This window comes from Pelagibacterium flavum (assembly GCF_025854335.1).
Classification (GTDB): Bacteria; Pseudomonadota; Alphaproteobacteria; order Rhizobiales; family Devosiaceae; genus Pelagibacterium; species Pelagibacterium flavum.
In genome coordinates, this window is sequence record NZ_CP107716.1 from 212,794 (window position 1) to 228,137 (window position 15,344).

The 15,344-nt window shown below is 61.5% G+C and carries 21 protein-coding genes; 13 read left to right on the top strand and 8 right to left on the bottom strand.

What is annotated here, in order from left to right:
* Positions 1-103: 103 nt before the first annotated feature.
* Complete coding sequence (gene deoD / locus OF122_RS01095) at positions 104-811, bottom strand: purine-nucleoside phosphorylase (RefSeq protein WP_264226049.1); 708 nt, start codon at positions 809-811, stop codon at positions 104-106.
* A 177-nt stretch (positions 812-988) separates the two neighbouring features.
* Between deoD and leuD the strand changes: the two genes are divergently transcribed.
* From leuD to leuB, 3 genes are read left to right on the top strand one after another with little or no spacing between them, the layout of a single operon-like run.
* Entirely contained in the window at positions 989-1,594 is a 606-nt protein-coding gene (gene leuD / locus OF122_RS01100; RefSeq protein WP_264226050.1) for a 3-isopropylmalate dehydratase small subunit, read from the top strand.
* 40 nt (positions 1,595-1,634) lie between these two features.
* The gene (locus tag OF122_RS01105) at positions 1,635-2,066 is read left to right on the top strand and encodes a GNAT family N-acetyltransferase (RefSeq protein WP_264226051.1); all 432 of its coding nucleotides are present in this window, start codon (positions 1,635-1,637) and stop codon (positions 2,064-2,066) included.
* 11 nt (positions 2,067-2,077) lie between these two features.
* Complete coding sequence (gene leuB, locus OF122_RS01110) at positions 2,078-3,175, top strand: 3-isopropylmalate dehydrogenase (protein ID WP_264226052.1); 1,098 nt, start codon at positions 2,078-2,080, stop codon at positions 3,173-3,175.
* A 219-nt stretch (positions 3,176-3,394) separates the two neighbouring features.
* Here leuB and OF122_RS01115 read toward each other — a convergent pair whose 3' ends face one another.
* Together OF122_RS01115 and OF122_RS01120 are read right to left on the bottom strand one after the other, a co-directional pair.
* Positions 3,395-4,387, bottom strand: coding sequence for an LLM class flavin-dependent oxidoreductase (locus tag OF122_RS01115; protein ID WP_264226053.1), 993 nt, complete (start codon positions 4,385-4,387; stop codon positions 3,395-3,397).
* Between the two features lie 76 nt (positions 4,388-4,463).
* Positions 4,464-4,952 (bottom strand): YciE/YciF ferroxidase family protein, encoded by a 489-nt coding sequence (locus tag OF122_RS01120; RefSeq protein WP_264226054.1) that lies wholly within the window; start codon positions 4,950-4,952, stop codon positions 4,464-4,466.
* A 111-nt stretch (positions 4,953-5,063) separates the two neighbouring features.
* Between OF122_RS01120 and OF122_RS01125 the strand changes: the two genes are divergently transcribed.
* The 5 genes from OF122_RS01125 to OF122_RS01145 all read left to right on the top strand — a co-directional run bounded on the left by OF122_RS01125 (position 5,064) and on the right by OF122_RS01145 (position 9,004).
* Positions 5,064-5,621 (top strand): acyloxyacyl hydrolase, encoded by a 558-nt coding sequence (locus OF122_RS01125; RefSeq protein ID WP_264226055.1) that lies wholly within the window; start codon positions 5,064-5,066, stop codon positions 5,619-5,621.
* A 105-nt stretch (positions 5,622-5,726) separates the two neighbouring features.
* Entirely contained in the window at positions 5,727-6,284 is a 558-nt protein-coding gene (locus OF122_RS01130; protein ID WP_264226056.1) for a fasciclin domain-containing protein, read from the top strand.
* Between the two features lie 335 nt (positions 6,285-6,619).
* The gene (locus tag OF122_RS01135; protein WP_264226057.1) at positions 6,620-7,660 is read left to right on the top strand and encodes an aspartate-semialdehyde dehydrogenase; all 1,041 of its coding nucleotides are present in this window, start codon (positions 6,620-6,622) and stop codon (positions 7,658-7,660) included.
* A complete protein-coding gene (locus OF122_RS01140; RefSeq protein ID WP_264226058.1) occupies positions 7,657-7,968 on the top strand; it encodes a YciI family protein in 312 nt (103 codons plus the stop codon). Before OF122_RS01135 ends, OF122_RS01140 begins: the two co-directional genes overlap by 4 nt.
* A 151-nt stretch (positions 7,969-8,119) precedes the next feature.
* Entirely contained in the window at positions 8,120-9,004 is an 885-nt protein-coding gene (locus tag OF122_RS01145) for an EamA family transporter (RefSeq protein ID WP_264226059.1), read from the top strand.
* Positions 9,005-9,009: 5 nt separating this feature from the next.
* On the opposite strand, the gene OF122_RS01150 is transcribed toward OF122_RS01145, so the two are convergent.
* Together OF122_RS01150 and OF122_RS01155 are read right to left on the bottom strand one after the other, a co-directional pair.
* Positions 9,010-9,480, bottom strand: a complete 471-nt coding sequence (locus tag OF122_RS01150) for a GNAT family N-acetyltransferase (protein ID WP_264226060.1) — start codon at positions 9,478-9,480, stop codon at positions 9,010-9,012.
* Positions 9,477-10,121 carry a carbonic anhydrase gene (locus OF122_RS01155; RefSeq protein ID WP_264226061.1) on the bottom strand — a complete coding sequence of 215 codons (645 nt, stop codon included), beginning with the start codon at positions 10,119-10,121 and terminating at the stop codon, positions 9,477-9,479. Before OF122_RS01155 ends, OF122_RS01150 begins: the two co-directional genes overlap by 4 nt.
* A 130-nt stretch (positions 10,122-10,251) precedes the next feature.
* Here OF122_RS01155 and OF122_RS01160 point away from each other — a divergent pair, with 130 nt between their 5' ends.
* The gene (locus OF122_RS01160) at positions 10,252-10,461 is read left to right on the top strand and encodes a DUF1737 domain-containing protein (RefSeq protein WP_264226062.1); all 210 of its coding nucleotides are present in this window, start codon (positions 10,252-10,254) and stop codon (positions 10,459-10,461) included.
* Here the strand turns inward: OF122_RS01160 and OF122_RS01165 are convergent.
* The gene (locus tag OF122_RS01165) at positions 10,452-10,700 is read right to left on the bottom strand and encodes a YdeI/OmpD-associated family protein (protein WP_264226063.1); all 249 of its coding nucleotides are present in this window, start codon (positions 10,698-10,700) and stop codon (positions 10,452-10,454) included. The genes OF122_RS01160 and OF122_RS01165 overlap by 10 nt on opposite strands.
* Positions 10,701-10,704: 4 nt before the next feature.
* Entirely contained in the window at positions 10,705-11,112 is a 408-nt protein-coding gene (locus OF122_RS01170; protein ID WP_264226064.1) for a VOC family protein, read from the bottom strand.
* 79 nt (positions 11,113-11,191) lie between these two features.
* Between OF122_RS01170 and OF122_RS01175 the strand changes: the two genes are divergently transcribed.
* The gene (locus OF122_RS01175) at positions 11,192-11,641 is read left to right on the top strand and encodes a MarR family winged helix-turn-helix transcriptional regulator (protein ID WP_264226065.1); all 450 of its coding nucleotides are present in this window, start codon (positions 11,192-11,194) and stop codon (positions 11,639-11,641) included.
* A 302-nt stretch (positions 11,642-11,943) separates the two neighbouring features.
* Here OF122_RS01175 and OF122_RS01180 read toward each other — a convergent pair whose 3' ends face one another.
* Positions 11,944-12,528, bottom strand: a complete 585-nt coding sequence (locus tag OF122_RS01180; protein ID WP_264226066.1) for an NUDIX domain-containing protein — start codon at positions 12,526-12,528, stop codon at positions 11,944-11,946.
* Positions 12,529-12,781: 253 nt separating this feature from the next.
* Between OF122_RS01180 and sdhC the strand changes: the two genes are divergently transcribed.
* From sdhC to sdhA, 3 genes are read left to right on the top strand one after another with little or no spacing between them, the layout of a single operon-like run.
* Positions 12,782-13,162, top strand: a complete 381-nt coding sequence (sdhC, locus tag OF122_RS01185; RefSeq protein WP_264226067.1) for a succinate dehydrogenase, cytochrome b556 subunit — start codon at positions 12,782-12,784, stop codon at positions 13,160-13,162.
* A gap of 10 nt (positions 13,163-13,172) precedes the next feature.
* Positions 13,173-13,523 (top strand): succinate dehydrogenase, hydrophobic membrane anchor protein, encoded by a 351-nt coding sequence (gene sdhD / locus OF122_RS01190; protein ID WP_264226068.1) that lies wholly within the window; start codon positions 13,173-13,175, stop codon positions 13,521-13,523.
* Between the two features lie 8 nt (positions 13,524-13,531).
* Positions 13,532-15,331, top strand: a complete 1,800-nt coding sequence (gene sdhA, locus OF122_RS01195; protein ID WP_264226069.1) for a succinate dehydrogenase flavoprotein subunit — start codon at positions 13,532-13,534, stop codon at positions 15,329-15,331.
* Positions 15,332-15,344: the final 13 nt, after the last annotated feature.

Here is a 15,344-nt window from a genome sequence, read left to right on the forward strand (position 1 = left end):
CTCTGAAAATGGGGTGGGATAACCCCCAGCCCCGCCCACAATTGTCACCCCGGGCTTGACCCGGGGCCCAGTACACTCAACGCCGGAAGCGAAAGCGCCAGCCTCACCCCACTGCCACGTCCAGCGCAATCTCCACCATATCGCTCAGCGATGTCTGGCGCGCTTCGGCGTCGATCTCGTCGCCGGTGATCAGGCAATCGGTCATGGTGCAGATGGTCAGCGCCTTCGCCCCGAACCGCGCGGCCAGCGTATAAAGCGTTGCCGCTTCCATTTCGACGCCCAGCACGCCGTGCTCGATCAGCTTGCCATAGGCCTCGAGCCCGGAGGGGTGGTAGAAGATGTCCGAGGACACGATCCCGCCCACATGCACGGTCTTGCCCTTGGCCCGCGCTGCGTCGTCGGCGGCCCGCAACAGGGAAAAATCGGCGGCGGGGGCATAATTGTAGTTCCCGAACGCGCCTTTGACGATCGTGGAATCGGTGGCTGCCGAAGCCCCGATCACCACGTCGCGCACTTTGACCTTGGTGTTCAGCCCGCCACAGGTGCCCACCCGGATCATGGTCTTGACCCCATAGGTGTTCAAAAGCTCATGCACATAAATGGCGGTCGAAGGCTGGCCCATGCCGGTCGCCTGCACCGAAACGGGCTTGCCGTTCCAGGTGCCGGTAAAGCCCAGGCAATTGCGCACCGAATTGACCAGCTTGGCATCGCTCAGAAACGTCTCGGCAATCCATTTGGCGCGCAGCGGGTCGCCGGGCAGCAGCACCGCTTGAGCGTAATCGCCGGGATTGGCATGGTTGTGCGGCGTCATCTTTTATCCTTTGGTCAAAAATCTGGCGCGCACCATACTTTGCAGCTTTGGCGCGTGCAATGGCCCGAGCCTGCTTGGCAAGCGCGCGCGATTGCATTAGAGACAGGGCAGAAAATCGTACCGCCGGGTACGGTTGCGCCTCGCGCGACAGGCCGGCGCCCTGTGGGAGAAAAAGTCATGGACAAGTTCACGACATTGACGGGCGTTGCCGCGCCCATGCCGATCATCAATATCGACACCGACATGATCATCCCCAAGCAGTACCTCAAGACAATCAAGCGCACCGGGCTTGGCACCGCGCTGTTTTCCGAGATGCGCTACAATGAGGATGGCAGCGAAAAGGCAGATTTCGTCCTCAACAAGCCCGCCTACCGCGATGCGAAAATCGTCATCGCCGGTGACAATTTCGGCTGCGGCTCCTCGCGCGAACACGCGCCCTGGGCGCTGCTCGATTTCGGCATCCGCTGCGTGATCTCCACCAGCTTTGCCGACATCTTCTACAATAACTGCTTCAAGAACGGCATCCTGCCCATCGTTGTCACCCCCGAACAGCTCGAACTTCTGCTCGATGACGCCGATCGCGGCTCGAATGCCACGCTGACCGTCGATCTGGAAAACCAGACGATTTCCGGCCCCGATGGTGGCACGATCACTTTCGATATCGACCCCGGCCGCAAGCACATCCTGCTCGAAGGGCTAGACGATATCGCCATGACGCTGAAAAGGGACGAGTCGATCTCGGGGTACGAAGGCAAGATGGCCGAAAACCGCCCCTGGGTTTAGGCGCTCGCTTAGCGCACGACGCGGAGAGGCGAAAGCAAGGATGGAGATCGTTTTCAAGCCTGACCCCGCGCAGGAGGATGTCGATGCCGTTCTTGCGCCGCTTGCTGAAGCCTCCGAGAAATCACGTCCGGGCGCGAATGTGCGGCGTATCAGCTTCTTGCTCAAGGACCCGCACACCGGTGCGGCGGCTGGCGGGCTGATTGGAAATGCGATTTACGAGTGGCTGTTTATCAATCTGCTCGCAGTTCCTGAAAGCCTGCGCGGGCAGGGCTATGGTGCCGAACTCATGGCTCGTGCGGAAAGCTGGGCGCGCGAACAGAATCTGACGGGCATGTGGCTCGATACCTTTGCATTCCAGGCGCCGGAATTCTACGCCAAGCTCGGGTTCACGCCTTTCGGAACCATCAATGACCACCCGGCGGGTTCGCGCCGGATTTTCTTCCAAAAGCGGTTTGCACCGCACACTGCCTGACAAGGATCACCATGGCCTCCAACACCCTCTTCCTCCTCCCCGGCGACGGCATCGGCACCGAGATCATGGCCGAAGTCGAAAAGCTCATTGCCCATCTCAATGGAACCGGCGCCACCGATTTCTCCTATGAGAGTGGTCTGGTTGGCGGCTGCGCGTATGATGCGCATGGGGTGGCGATTTCCGAGGCGGACATGGAAAAGGCGCTGGCCGCCGATGCCGTGATCTTTGGCGCCGTGGGCGGGCCGAAATGGGACGATGTGCCCTATGATGTGCGCCCCGAAGCGGGCCTTCTGCGCCTGCGCAAGGATCTGGGCCTGTTTGCCAATCTGCGCCCCGCCATCTGCTATTCGGCGCTGGCCGACGCCTCCTCGCTCAAAAAGGAACTGGTCGAAGGGCTCGATATCCTGATCGTGCGCGAATTGACCGGCGGGGTCTATTTCGGCGAGCCGAAGGAAATTACCGATCTGGGCAATGGCCAGAAGCGCGCCATCGATACCCAGGTTTATGAAAGCTATGAGATCGACCGCATCGCCCGCGTTGCTTTCGATCTGGCCATGACGCGCGGCAAGAAGGTCCATTCGGCCGACAAGAAGAACGTCATGAAGTCGGGCGTTTTGTGGGACGAAGTGGTCAAGCAGGCGGGCAAGGATTATCCGCAAATCGATCTGCACCATATCCTGGCCGATAACGCGGCCATGCAGCTTGTGCGCAATCCAAAACAGTTCGATGTGATGGTCACCGATAATCTGTTCGGCGATATCTTGTCGGATGCCGCCGCCATGCTGACCGGCTCGCTGGGCATGCTGCCCTCGGCCTCGCTCGGCGCACCCGATCCCGCAACCGGCAAGCGCAAGGCGCTTTACGAACCCGTGCACGGTTCGGCCCCCGACATCGCCGGGCAGGGCATTGCCAATCCCATCGCCATGTTCGCCTCGTTCGCCATGGCGCTGCGCTATTCGTTCGGAATGGTCGATCTGGCGACCAAACTGGAAACAGCGATTTCCGACGTCCTCGAGGACGGATTGCGCACCGGCGACATCATGCAGACCGGCTGCCGCAAGGTCACGACCGGCGAAATGGGCGATGCGATCATCGCGAAACTGGGCTAGCGCCAGCCGCCCTCTCCACCCCTGTCATCCCGGCCTAGAGCCGGGATCCAGTACCCCCGGCACATCGAGCGGGGCGGCGCGGAGACTACGGGTACAGCGCCTGTCGGGTCTGGTATTTCGGGCGTCCGGGGCGGAACCGCCAACTCTGCCGCTTACTGGATCCCGGGTCTTTGCCCGGAATGACGGTCGGGGTTGGTCCGGGCGAGGGGGCTTTGCCGCTCAGCCCCAAGCCTCTTTCAGCAGCCGATAGCTCTCCAGCCGCTTGCCGTAATCATGGATGGTTGTCGAAACCATCACCTCGTCGGCATTGGTTTCCCTTACCTTCTCCTCGATTTTCGCCTTCACCGTCTGGGGGCTGCCAACGATCCACAGATTGGATTGGGTCTCGACAAAGGCCCGTTCCTGTTCGGTCCAGGGATAGGCGTCGGATTCCTCGGGCGGCGCGATCTTTTGCGGATTGTTCTGGCGCAGGCGCAGCCAGGTCAACTCCATCGATTTCGAGAGGTGCTGTGCCTCCTCGTCGGTCGGTGCGCAGATCACCGCCACGCACAAAATGGCGTGCGGAGACGCGAACTGGTCGGACGGCCTGAAGCTGCGCCGGTAGGCGTCGAAGGCCGGCCCGGCCGGGGTGGGTGAAAAATGCGAGGCAAAGGCGTAGCCGATCCCGTATTGCCCGGCCATCTGCGCCGAGGCGCCCGAGGAGCCCAAAAGCCAGATCGGGGGCAGGGCGATTTCCGAGGGCACCACCTTGACCCGCGCCAGCGGGTGATCGTGGGGAAACCCGCCGCGCTCATAGGCGAGCATTTCGGCAAATTCGTGCGGGAAATCCTCGCCATTGGTTGAGCGCAGGGCCCGCAGCGTCAGCCCGTCCGAGCCGCCGGCTCGCCCGATCCCCAGATCGATGCGACCGGGATAAAGCCCTTCGAGGGTGCGATAGGTTTCCACCACCCGCAAAGGCACGTGGTTGGGCAGCATGACCCCGCCCGCGCCGATATTGATGCGCTTTGTGTGCGCCGCCGCATGGGCAATCAATATGTCGGGTGCCGACGAGGCGATGGAGGCCATGCCGTGATGTTCGGCATACCAGAGGCGCACAAATCCCATTTCGTCGCCCAGTCGGGCCAGATCGAGCGTTTTGGCGAGTGCGTCGGTTGTGGAATAGCCCTGCGAGATCGGCGCAAGGTCCTGAATGGAAAGCTGGGGCAAAGTCATTTTGCCAAGATGGGAGAAGGCGCGCCCCGGTTCAAGCGCGCCTTCATCGGTATTTTACGATTTACGTCAAAAAGGCTCAGGCGGCCTTCTGGTTGAGCTGATCTTCGCCCAGCCGGAGCAGTTTGTTGTCGGCGTCCTTTTCCTCGGCCAGCGTTTCGCGCAGATGGCCCAGCACCTCTTCGTGCCCCAGTTCCTTGGCCCATGCGACCAGCGTCCCATAGCGGGTGATCTCATAGTGCTCGACGGCCTGTCCGGCGGCAATCAGTGCTGCGTCCTTTGTCTTGGCGTTGGAAATTTCCCCGATCAGCTCTTCGGCTTCCTCGATTATCCCTTCGATGGCCGGGCATTCTTCCGACTGTGGCTTTTTGCCCAGAATCCTGAACACCTCATCGAGACGGGAAACATGGGTTTTTGTTTCTTCCAGATGCTCCTCGAACGCCTTTTTGAGCGGGGTGGCGCTGGCTTCCTTGACCATCGTGGGCAGTTTTTTGACGATCAGGTTTTCGGCGAAATAGATGTCCTGGAGCGTGTGGACGAACAGATCCTGTAGCGAAGAAATCGACATGATGGTAAGTCTCCGTTGGTGGTGCCAGACAACGGATTGCGCCTTGAGTGCGTTCCCAAGCTGTGCCAAACAACCGGACCAGTGGCTGAAATCAGGGCTTTTAGGGTGATCATGCGTAAATCTGTGATAGCGGCGCTCGGAGCGCTGATGATCGCCAACCCCGCCGCCGCCCAGGATATCGCACTCGATGAATTGCGGGCCGGGGTATTCTATCATTCAGCCTATAGCGGGTTCCTGCCCACCGGCGATAATTGGGATTTGTCGCGTCTTGAGAATGTGAAATTTTCGGCGCTGTTTACCTCGCCCGACATCGAGGCGTTCCGCTGGATCGGCTCGCCCCGCCCGGAAGTCGGCGCGACGCTCAATTTCAACGGCCGCGAAAACCTTCTGCACGCCAATCTCAACTGGCAGATCCCGGTGTTCGAGACCCCGCTCTATCTCGAGCTTGGCTTCGGCGCGGCGATCACCGATGGCGCGCTCTCGGGCGCAACCCGCCCGGCCCGCAATTTCGGCTGTTCGTTCAATTTCTACGATGCGGCGGGCATCGGGGCCAATGTCACAGAGAACGTCACGGTCACGCTGCGTTACGAGCACATCTCAAATCTCGAGCTCTGCTCGCCCAATGAGGGGCTGTCCAATCTCGGCGTGATGGTCGGCGTCAAGTTCTAAAGCGCAAGGTCGTCTGAAACTTTCTTGCGTGAGCGCCCGTAATTCCCCCTGTCAGCACGGCCAATGGGGCCGATGCACACCTCATTCCCATCAGGGGGGATCATCATGCTCAAATTCGTTTCCGCTCTCGCGCTCGGTGTCGCCATCTCGTTTGGCGCCTCGAGCGCCATTTTCGCCCAGGACAATCCGATGGTCGGCGGCGCGCCGATGTCGCCTGAAATGAACATCATCGAGAACGCGGTCAATTCGGCCGATCACACCACGCTCGTTGCCGCCGTCCAGGCCGCCGGTCTTGTCGATACGCTTCAGGGTCCCGGCCCGTTCACGGTGTTTGCCCCGACAAACCGAGCGTTCGGCAATCTGCCCGCCGGCACCGTCGATACGCTGCTCGAACCTGCCAACCTTGAAACGCTCCAGAAGGTTCTGACCGCCCATGTGATCGCCGGCGATTATTCCGCCGCAGAGCTGATCGCCATGGCCGAGGAAAACGGCGGCTCGTTCGGTTTGACCACGGTTTCGGGCGATCTTCTGGGCTTCCAGATCATCGGCGGCTCGCTCAAGGTGATCGATGAAAACCGCTCGGTGGCCGATATCACCATCGCTGACGTCAACCAGTCGAACGGCGTGATCCACGTTGTCGATACGGTCCTCGTCCCCAACTGATCAAAGCGTCGTTCCCTTGGCGTTTGGAGGCCCCGTCGCTTACGGCGGGGCCTTTTGCGTTTCTCACTGACCTTGGCAAAGCACCAAGAACCGCGTATGAAGCTGATCCCGAACGGCAGGAGCCCTTTTGCATGGGTTTTGCGACCATGACAGCGCTGCTCGATAGGACCGGCGATCGCGCCGGAACGAGACCGTTCGCATTGAAAACCACCACCAAAACCGCTTGACGCACTCCCCGGGCCAGCTCCTCCCGGCGGGGAGGGCGGCAAAGCACCAGTGGCCGAGCGGGCTCAACCCCGCGGCGCGGGAGGTGGGGTGAAAGGATAAGACATATTATGGGTTACAAGGTTGCTATCGTCGGTGCCACCGGCAATGTGGGCCGCGAAATGCTCGAAATTCTCGCCGAGCGCAATTTTCCGATCGACGAATTGGTGCCGCTGGCATCGTCGCGCTCGGTCGGTCGCGAAGTGAGCTTCGGGGACAAGATCTTGAAGTGCCGCAATCTCGATGATTTCGATTTTACCGGCACCGATTTCGTCTTGATGAGCGCGGGCGGCGACATTTCCAAGCAATGGGCGCCAAAGATCGGCGCGACCGGCGCCATCGTCATCGATAATTCCTCGGCGTTCCGCTACCACGAGGACGTGCCACTCATCGTTCCGGAAGTGAACGCGCACGTGCTCGATGCCTATATGGCGAAAAACGACCGCAAGAACATCATCGCCAATCCCAATTGCTCGACCGCCCAGCTCGTTGTGGCGCTCAAGCCCCTGCATGACCTGGCCAAGCTCAAGCGCATCGTGGTTTCGACCTATCAGTCGGTTTCGGGCGGCGGCAAGAATGCCATGGACGAGCTCTGGAACCAGACCAAGGGCATTTTCGTCAATGACAGCCCCACGCCGGCCAAGTTCACCAAGCAGATCGCCTTCAACGTCATCCCCCACATCGATGTGTTCATGGAAGACGGCTACACCAAGGAAGAGTGGAAGGTGCTCGCCGAAACCAAGAAGATGCTCGACCCCAAGATCAAGGTCACCTGCACCGCTGTGCGCGTGCCGGTGTTCGTGGGCCATTCCGAAGCGGTCAACATGGAGTTTGAAAACCCCATTTCGCCCGACGAGGCCCGTGAAGCGCTGCGCGATGCGCCGGGGATCGTTGTGTTGGACAAGCGCGAAAACGGCGGCTACATGACCCCGGTCGAAGCCAAGGGCGAAGACGCCACCTATGTCAGCCGCATCCGCGAGGACGTGACGGTGGAAAACGGGCTGGTCATGTGGGTGGTCTCGGACAATCTGCGCAAGGGCGCGGCCCTCAACACCATCCAGATCGCCGAGACGCTGATCGAGCGCGGCCACATGAACTCCAAGGCCGCATGATGCGTTGGGCTGCTCTTTTCACCGACAAGTCCGAGGGCGCCGCGGAAATCCGCGCCGCCCACACCGCCGACCATCAGGCCTATCTGCGCAAATACAAGGGCAAGATATTGCTGGCGGGGGCCATGCGCGCCGAGCCGGGCGGCAGCCCGGTCGGCGGTCTGTGGATCTTCGAGGCCGAGACCAGGGCAGAGGTCGAAAAGATCATCGCCGAGGATCCGTTCCAGGTCCACGGTCTGCGCGCCACCACCACCGTCAACGCCTGGGGCACCGCGCCGGGCTATGAGGACGTGGAGATCGCGCCGCGCTGATCGGGGTTCTTTTTTAGGAAGCCCCCTCACCCCGCTGTTGCACAGTCGGGTGAGGGGGGCTTGCCGCATTTGCCGGCACCCGCACAGGATGACAGCCCCGCGCCAGTGCGCTAGAGCACTTCCTCCCGCCCTTGTTTCTGCGAGCCTCCCCATGCCTTTGCGCGACGTTCTGATCGCCCTCGCTGTCGTTGCGATCTGGGGGCTCAACTTTACCGTCATCAAATTGAGCATTGCCGAGCTGCCGCCGCTGCTCTCTGCAGCGCTGCGGTTCTTTTTCGCTGCCGTGCCCATTGTGTTTTTCATTCCCCGGCCCAGGGCACCCTGGCTGCTGGTCGCGGGCTACGGGCTGTTCATGGCCTGCTCGCTTTATGCGCTGCTCAATCTTGCGCTGTTTCTGGGCCTTTCGGCGTCCCTCGCCTCGCTCGCCCTTCAGGTGCAGGCGATGTTTACCATCGCCATTGCGTTTTTCGTTTTCGGCGAGGTGCCGCGCCGGCTCCAGATCGTTGGCGGTCTCGTCGCATTCGGCGGCATCGGCGTCATCGCCTGGGGGCATGGCACCGGAGGGCAGTTGCTGCCTTTGGCCATTCTGATGGCGGCGGCGCTCAGCTGGGGCATCGCCAACAATATCTCGAAACTGGCCGGATCGATCCCCATGCTGCCTTTCGTGGCGTGGGGCAATATGCTGGGATCGATTCCACTTTTTGCGCTCTCGTTCACCTTCGAGGGCGGCCCGGCCATTTTTTCTTACATCGATCCGCCAAGCTGGAACGCGGTGATGCTGGTTGCCTTCCTGGCCTATCCGGCAACGCTGTTCGGGTTCACCATGTGGTCTGGCCTGCTCTCGCGCCATTCGGCGGCAACGGTTGCGCCCTTCACCCTTTTGGTGCCGATGGCTGGTATTTCGTCAGGCGTTCTGATCCTGGGCGAACCGATTTTTGCGGCCGATGTGGCCGGCGGCGTCCTGATCTTTATCGGGCTCATTCTGACCGTCGCCAGGATCAGGCCCAGACAGGTGCCGATCAACCCGGGCGCCTGAAACTTCTAGATATCCATTGCAAAGCGCAACCCGGTCACCGGCGAAGTTCGCATCCCCAGGCCTTCGTAAAAACGCTGCGCATTCACATTGTCGGGTTCCGCGGTCACGCTGACATAGGTGCAACCCAGGGCGCGAGCCAGATCGATCATCGCCAGCGTCAATTGAGTGCCCAGCCCAAGCCCGCGGTGGAGGGGATCGATGTAGAGGTGATGCAGGTGCATTCCGCGCTCACCCCATTGTGCAAAGTACAGCGGATAGCTGATGGCGTATCCGGCCGTTTTGCCGTCCCGCTCGGCCACGCGCGCAAAGGCCCAGGGCTGCGGCCCCAGCAAATCGCGCATCAGGGCCCGTGTGCCAACGGTTGTGGTTGCGCCATGGTGGGCCGAGAGCGTGTCGATCATCGCCGCGAGGTGGGAGAGATCGTCTTCGCGCGCTTCCCGGATGAGGGCCGGCCCGTCCGCGCCTTGCCCTTTCACAGCTCAGGCCGCATGAAGTCGCCGCTTTCCCCGTTCATGGTCCAGAGTTCACCCGAGGAGATGTCGAACCACGCCCCGTGCAGCGAGAGCTCGCCGGCCTGGACACGCTCTTTGACGAAGGGGAAGGTCATCAGATTGCCGATCGACTGGCGGATGACGATGCGTTCGAGCGCCGTCTGCTGCTCGGAGGAGGTGAGAAGCGAATTGGCCTCGACCTTGCCGGCCACCTCTTCGATCATGGTCAGCCATTTGCCGATGAAGGCGCCCTCGGGCGCGCGTCCCGCCGCCGTGGCCAGTGCCCCGGCAATGCCGCCGCAACGGCCATGGCCCATGACCACGATGTTTTCGACCTTTAGATGAATGATCGCAAATTCGATGGCCGAGGATGTACCGTGATAGGCGGCGTCCGGGCCGAAGGGCGGCACCAGATTGGCGACATTGCGCAGAACGAAGAGCTGGCCCGGTCCGCAATCGAAAATGGTTTCCGGCGCGGCGCGGGAGTCGCAGCAGGCGATCACCATGGTGGTGGGTTTCTGGCCCTCTTCGGCCAGCTTTCTGTAGCGCTCACTCTCGGTCGCATAGCGCCCCGACATGAAGTTGCGGTAACCCTCGATCAGAAAGGGGGGGAAGTGCTGCGCCATGCTCGCATCCTTTTTTCGCTGTATCCGCCTGTGCCGATTAGCCCCTGACGCGGCCAAGATCAATCGCTATGGTGGTGCGGCTATGTGCAAAAGGTCTTCGCGCGTAGTGCTGTAAGGAGTTTTGACCCCAATGATGATCTACCGCTTTTTGTCCGGTGACGACGATTCGGCCTTCTGCCACAAGGTCACCAAAGCCCTGTCGGAAGGCTGGCTGCTATTCGGCGCCCCGCACTACGTTTTCGATGCCGCCGCGGGCAAGATGCGCTGCGGGCAGGCGGTGACCAAGGAAGTCGAGGACCAGCCCTACGACCCGGACAAGAAACTCGTCGATTACGTCTGAGTCCCCCATTTCATGGCCATATAGACCCCGCCCCTGGCCAGTTCGTCCAGCATCTGGGCGATCCGCTTTTCGCGGGTCCGAGGGCGCCTGGCACGGGCGATCCAGCCCAGATAGTCGTTGCGCTGATAGGGAGGCCGCTCGTCATAGGCAGCGCGCAGTCCGGCCTCTTTGAGCCGATGTGCGATGTCGTCGGGCATCGGCTGGATCGGGCGACTGAGGCGCGAAGTGCCGGTGCTCATGGCGTCACACAGGGGCGGTGATGACCACCGATTCCGTATTGCGGTCATGTGGGCCGTGCCAGACGGCCTCGATGTTGTTGCCGTCGGGATCGAGAACGAAGCAGGCATAATAGCCCGGATGGTAGGACCGTTCGCCCGGCGCCCCATTGTCCTTGCCGCCCGCTTTGAGGCTGGCCGTGTAAAAGGCGTCGACCATCTCGGGGCCGGTGGTCTGGAACGCCAGATGCACCCGGCTCACATAATCGCTTGCGGCATCGACAAACAACTCGTCGGAAACGAAAAACGATTCCGTTTCGAGGGTCAGCTCGCGGCCCAGCGCGCCCAGTGCGGCACGATAGAAGTCCCGGCTCTTTTGAAGGTCGCTTACCCGCAGATGCACATGATCGATAAGCCGTCCCCGGTGCAGTTCCATGATGAATTTCCGATGCGATCGTTGGCAATATATGTTTAGCTATGCTAACAATTAGCTTTACTAATTTAAAGGGAAATCTGTGTCCCAGTCTCACAAGTCGCGCGCCCTGCAATTGCTCCATCGTCTGGTTCTGCCGCTCGACAGGGCGCTGCAGGCGGCAGACCGGCAGACCGGATGCAGCGCGGCGCAGCTTTCGGCGCTTTCGGTGATCCATTTTCTCAAGGCCAATACCATTGGCCGGTTGGCGGCTCAGGAAAAGATCTCGGCGCCCACGGCCTCCCGGCTCGTTGAGGGCCTGGTGCGTCAGGGGCTGGCGCGCCGCGCCGATGGAGATGATCGTCGCTCGGGCCGCATCGAGGTCACAGAAGCCGGATTGGCTGCGGTGGAGGCCGCCTGCGCCGCACGCGAAGCCATCCTCGCCGATCTTCTGGTTGGGTTGAGCGAGACCGAATGGCACCAGCTGCGGGCCGTTGCCGGGGTGCTGGCGCGCCAGTTGAAGGTGGGTCCGGACTCGGTCCATCGCGATTGAAAAAGTCGTTGGGGGCCTGCCTTGGGGAGAGACCCAGCAGGCACACCGACATTAAAAAGCCGTCCTCGGGCGGCGTAATGGGCCCTTGGTTCAGACGTTTGCCAGGAGGCCAGAATTCCGACCGACAGCTTTTCACTTATCGTCATCGGGGTCGTCGCACTGCTGGCTTTCTGGCTGGTCTTTTCACTGGTGCGCAAGATGTTCGGTCTGGTGTTGCTCGTTGCGCTGGCCATCGGCGCGTGGGTCCTCTGGAGCAACCCGCATCTGCTCTCTTCCGTCAGCGGCGGGTTCCTGGGTGCTCCCTAACCCAGAAACCCCTTGAGCGCTGCGTGCTGGATCAGCGCGACGGTCTTGGCGTCGATGATGTGCCCATTGTCAATCATGTCCAGCGCCGCATCAAAGCCGATCTCGACACATTCGATCTCTTCACCCTCCTCGGCCAATCCGCCCCCCGTGCCCATCCGGCAGGTCTCATCGTAAAGACCGATAAAGCAGTGGGCCTTTTCGCTCAGCGATCCGGGGCTGGCGTAAATCTCGAAGGCAAAGTGCAGGCTGGAGGGGACGATCCCGGTTTCCTCGAGCGCCTCCTTTGTTACGCAGGTTTCCGGGTCATCTCCGTCAAGCAGTCCGGCGCACACTTCGATCATATTGCCATCGTCGCCATTGAGGTGGGGCGGCAGGCGGAACTGGCGCACCAGCGTCATCACAGCTCGCTGGGGATCGAGCAGCAGAATCGCCGCCGCGCTGCCGTGGTCATAGACCTCCCGGACCAGATCGAGCCCACGTCCATCGGCGCGTTTGACACCCAAAACATACTCGGTCAGGCTCCCCCAGGCCGAGGCGAGGATTTTTTTGCTCTTGATGAGGATCGGAGTGGGCTCGGACATGGAACTTTACCTGGTAGGTAAACCTGGCTGACATTTCCCCTCACTTGCCTTGACTTAGCGCTCCTTGTCCAGCCCGCGGAGAAAATATGACTTTTAAAGTCAATATTTTAGCGGGTCACTTTCCGACCAAAGACGTAAGCGCGGCCCTTTGACGAATGGGGAAAGCGCGATTAGAAGTTGGCCGCAAGTTTTCTGCCGGGCAACCGGCTCAGTGTCCCCGACCGTTCGGCGCGGGGCCAGATCGAGGCAGGCAATGGCGCATTTTCGACCCACGTCCCCGCATCTCTCCATCTATCGCTTCACGCTCACCATGACACTCTCGATCCTGCATCGCGTGCTCGGCGTGGGACTTTACATCGGGACCGTCCTGTTCGTTCTGTGGCTGGGCGCCGCGGCGCTGGGGCAGGACCAGCTTTCGGCGGTCCAGGGGTTTTTCGGCCATCCGATCATCCAGATCGGGCTGTTTTTGTACACCTGGACGCTGTTCCAGCACATGGCGGGCGGGCTCAAGCATTTCTTCTGGGATACGGGCGCGGGGTTCGACCCGGCCAGCCGCGAGGCCATAAGCCTTGCAACGCTCATCTTTTCGGCCGTGGCGACCATCGTCGTCTGGGCCGTGTTCGTCTGGTTCTGAGGGGGCAATCATGAGCACGCATTCGGGCGAAAAAGGCACGGGCACTTTCATCCGCCAGCGCGTCACCGGGGCGATCAATATCGTTTTCGTGGGCTTTCTGATCTGGCTGGTGGTGTCCCTTTCCGGCGCCGACCGGGCGCAGATGGCGGCGACCTTTTCCAACCCTATCGTTTCCATTCTGGCTCTGGTGCTGATCGGCTCGGCGCTCATTCACATGCGCATCGGCATGTATGAGATCATCGAGGATTATGTCCACGAGCCGCGCAATCATTCGCTGGCCAAGGCGGCCAACACCATTTTCACCGTCATCATCGGCATAATCGCCGCCGTGTCGGTTCTCGTCCTCGCCTTCGGAGGTTAATTTCGCTCATGGCTTCGGCTTATCAGATCATCGACCACGCCTATGACGTCGTGGTGGTCGGCGCCGGCGGCGCGGGCTTGCGCGCCACGCTCGGCATGGCCGAGCAGGGCTTTTCCACCGCCTGCGTCACCAAGGTCTTCCCCACCCGCTCGCACACCGTAGCGGCGCAGGGCGGCATTGCGGCCTCGCTTTCCAATATGGGCCCCGACAGCTGGCAGTGGCACATGTACGACACCGTAAAGGGGTCGGACTGGCTGGGCGACAATGACGCCATGGAATATCTGGCCCGCGAGGCGCCCGCCGCGATCTACGAACTCGAGCATTACGGCGTGCCGTTTTCGCGCACCGAGCAGGGCAAGATCTATCAGCGCCCGTTCGGCGGCCACATGACCGAATATGGGGAAGGCCCCCCGGTGCAGCGCACCTGCGCGGCGGCCGATCGCACCGGCCACGCCATCCTGCACACGCTTTATGGCCAGTCGCTGCGCAACAACGCAGAATTCTTCGTCGAATATTTCGCGCTCGACCTGATCATGGGCGAGAATGGCGAATGCCAGGGCGTCATTGCCTGGAAGCTCGATGATGGCACCATCCACCGCTTCCGCGCCAAACTGGTGGTTCTGGCCACCGGCGGGTACGGACGCGCGTATTTCTCGGCCACCTCGGCCCACACCTGCACCGGCGACGGCAATGGCATGGTGGCCCGCGCCGGGCTGCCGCTTCAGGATATGGAATTCGTCCAGTTCCACCCTACCGGCATTTACGGCTCGGGGTGCCTGATCACCGAGGGCGCGCGCGGCGAGGGCGGGTATCTCGTCAATTCCGAAGGCGAGCGCTTCATGGAGCGCTATGCGCCCAACGCCAAGGACCTGGCGTCCCGCGACGTCGTGAGCCGCTGCATGACCATGGAAATCCGCGAGGGTAGGGGCGTGGGCGCCAAGGGCGATCATATCTTCCTTCACCTCGACCATCTCGATCCCGCCGTGCTCCACGAACGCCTGCCGGGCATTTCGGAATCGGCAAAGATCTTTGCCGGCGTCGATCTCACCCGCGAGCCGATCCCGGTCATTCCCACGGTCCACTACAATATGGGCGGCATCCCGGCCAATTATCACGGCGAGGTGCTCAACCCCACCGAGACCGATCCCGATCGCGTCGTGCCGGGGCTGATGGCGGTGGGCGAAGCGGCGTGTGCTTCGGTGCATGGGGCCAACCGTCTGGGCTCGAACTCGCTGACCGACCTTGTGGTTTTCGGCCGCGCGGCGGCGCTGCGGGCCGGTGAGGTGATGGACAGAACGGCACCGATCCCGGCGATCAACAGCGCCCAGGACGACAAGATCCTCGCCCGGTTCGACCGGCTGCGCAACGCCAATGGCAGTGCGCCCACGGCCACGCTGCGCGACAAGATGCAGCGCGCCATGCAGGAAGACGCCGCCGTGTTCCGCACCCAGGAAACGCTCGAAGCGGGCTGCAAGCGGATTTCCGACATCTGGGCCGAGATGCCCGACGTCAAGGTCACCGACCGCTCGATGATCTGGAATTCGGACCTTGTGGAAACCCTCGAGCTTGAAAACCTCATGGCCAACGCCATCACCACGGTCTATTCGGCCGAGGCGCGCAAGGAAAGCCGCGGCGCCCATGCCCGCGAGGACTTTGCCGACCGCGACGACGTCAACTGGCGCAAGCACACGCTGAGCTGGGTGGATGAGGCCGGTAAGGTGACCTTGGGCTACCGCCCGGTTCACGTCGATCCGCTGTCCGATGGCATCGATCTGAAAAAGATCGCGCCCAAGGCCCGCGTTTACTAAGGAGCGAACGACA

Bases quoted from the DNA above. Each gene is read 5' to 3' on its own strand.
- deoD (WP_264226049.1), bottom strand. From the start codon at position 811: ATGACGCCGCACAACCATGCCAATCCCGGCGATTACGCTCAAGCGGTG.
- leuD (WP_264226050.1), top strand. From the start codon at position 989: ATGGACAAGTTCACGACATTGACGGGCGTTGCCGCGCCCATGCCGATC.
- OF122_RS01105 (WP_264226051.1), top strand. From the start codon at position 1,635: ATGGAGATCGTTTTCAAGCCTGACCCCGCGCAGGAGGATGTCGATGCC.
- leuB (WP_264226052.1), top strand. From the start codon at position 2,078: ATGGCCTCCAACACCCTCTTCCTCCTCCCCGGCGACGGCATCGGCACC.
- OF122_RS01115 (WP_264226053.1), bottom strand. From the start codon at position 4,387: ATGACTTTGCCCCAGCTTTCCATTCAGGACCTTGCGCCGATCTCGCAG.
- OF122_RS01120 (WP_264226054.1), bottom strand. From the start codon at position 4,952: ATGTCGATTTCTTCGCTACAGGATCTGTTCGTCCACACGCTCCAGGAC.
- OF122_RS01125 (WP_264226055.1), top strand. From the start codon at position 5,064: ATGCGTAAATCTGTGATAGCGGCGCTCGGAGCGCTGATGATCGCCAAC.
- OF122_RS01130 (WP_264226056.1), top strand. From the start codon at position 5,727: ATGCTCAAATTCGTTTCCGCTCTCGCGCTCGGTGTCGCCATCTCGTTT.
- OF122_RS01135 (WP_264226057.1), top strand. From the start codon at position 6,620: ATGGGTTACAAGGTTGCTATCGTCGGTGCCACCGGCAATGTGGGCCGC.
- OF122_RS01140 (WP_264226058.1), top strand. From the start codon at position 7,657: ATGATGCGTTGGGCTGCTCTTTTCACCGACAAGTCCGAGGGCGCCGCG.
- OF122_RS01145 (WP_264226059.1), top strand. From the start codon at position 8,120: ATGCCTTTGCGCGACGTTCTGATCGCCCTCGCTGTCGTTGCGATCTGG.
- OF122_RS01155 (WP_264226061.1), bottom strand. From the start codon at position 10,121: ATGGCGCAGCACTTCCCCCCCTTTCTGATCGAGGGTTACCGCAACTTC.
- OF122_RS01160 (WP_264226062.1), top strand. From the start codon at position 10,252: ATGATGATCTACCGCTTTTTGTCCGGTGACGACGATTCGGCCTTCTGC.
- OF122_RS01165 (WP_264226063.1), bottom strand. From the start codon at position 10,700: ATGAGCACCGGCACTTCGCGCCTCAGTCGCCCGATCCAGCCGATGCCC.
- OF122_RS01170 (WP_264226064.1), bottom strand. From the start codon at position 11,112: ATGGAACTGCACCGGGGACGGCTTATCGATCATGTGCATCTGCGGGTA.
- OF122_RS01180 (WP_264226066.1), bottom strand. From the start codon at position 12,528: ATGTCCGAGCCCACTCCGATCCTCATCAAGAGCAAAAAAATCCTCGCC.
- sdhC (WP_264226067.1), top strand. From the start codon at position 12,782: ATGGCGCATTTTCGACCCACGTCCCCGCATCTCTCCATCTATCGCTTC.
- sdhD (WP_264226068.1), top strand. From the start codon at position 13,173: ATGAGCACGCATTCGGGCGAAAAAGGCACGGGCACTTTCATCCGCCAG.
- sdhA (WP_264226069.1), top strand. From the start codon at position 13,532: ATGGCTTCGGCTTATCAGATCATCGACCACGCCTATGACGTCGTGGTG.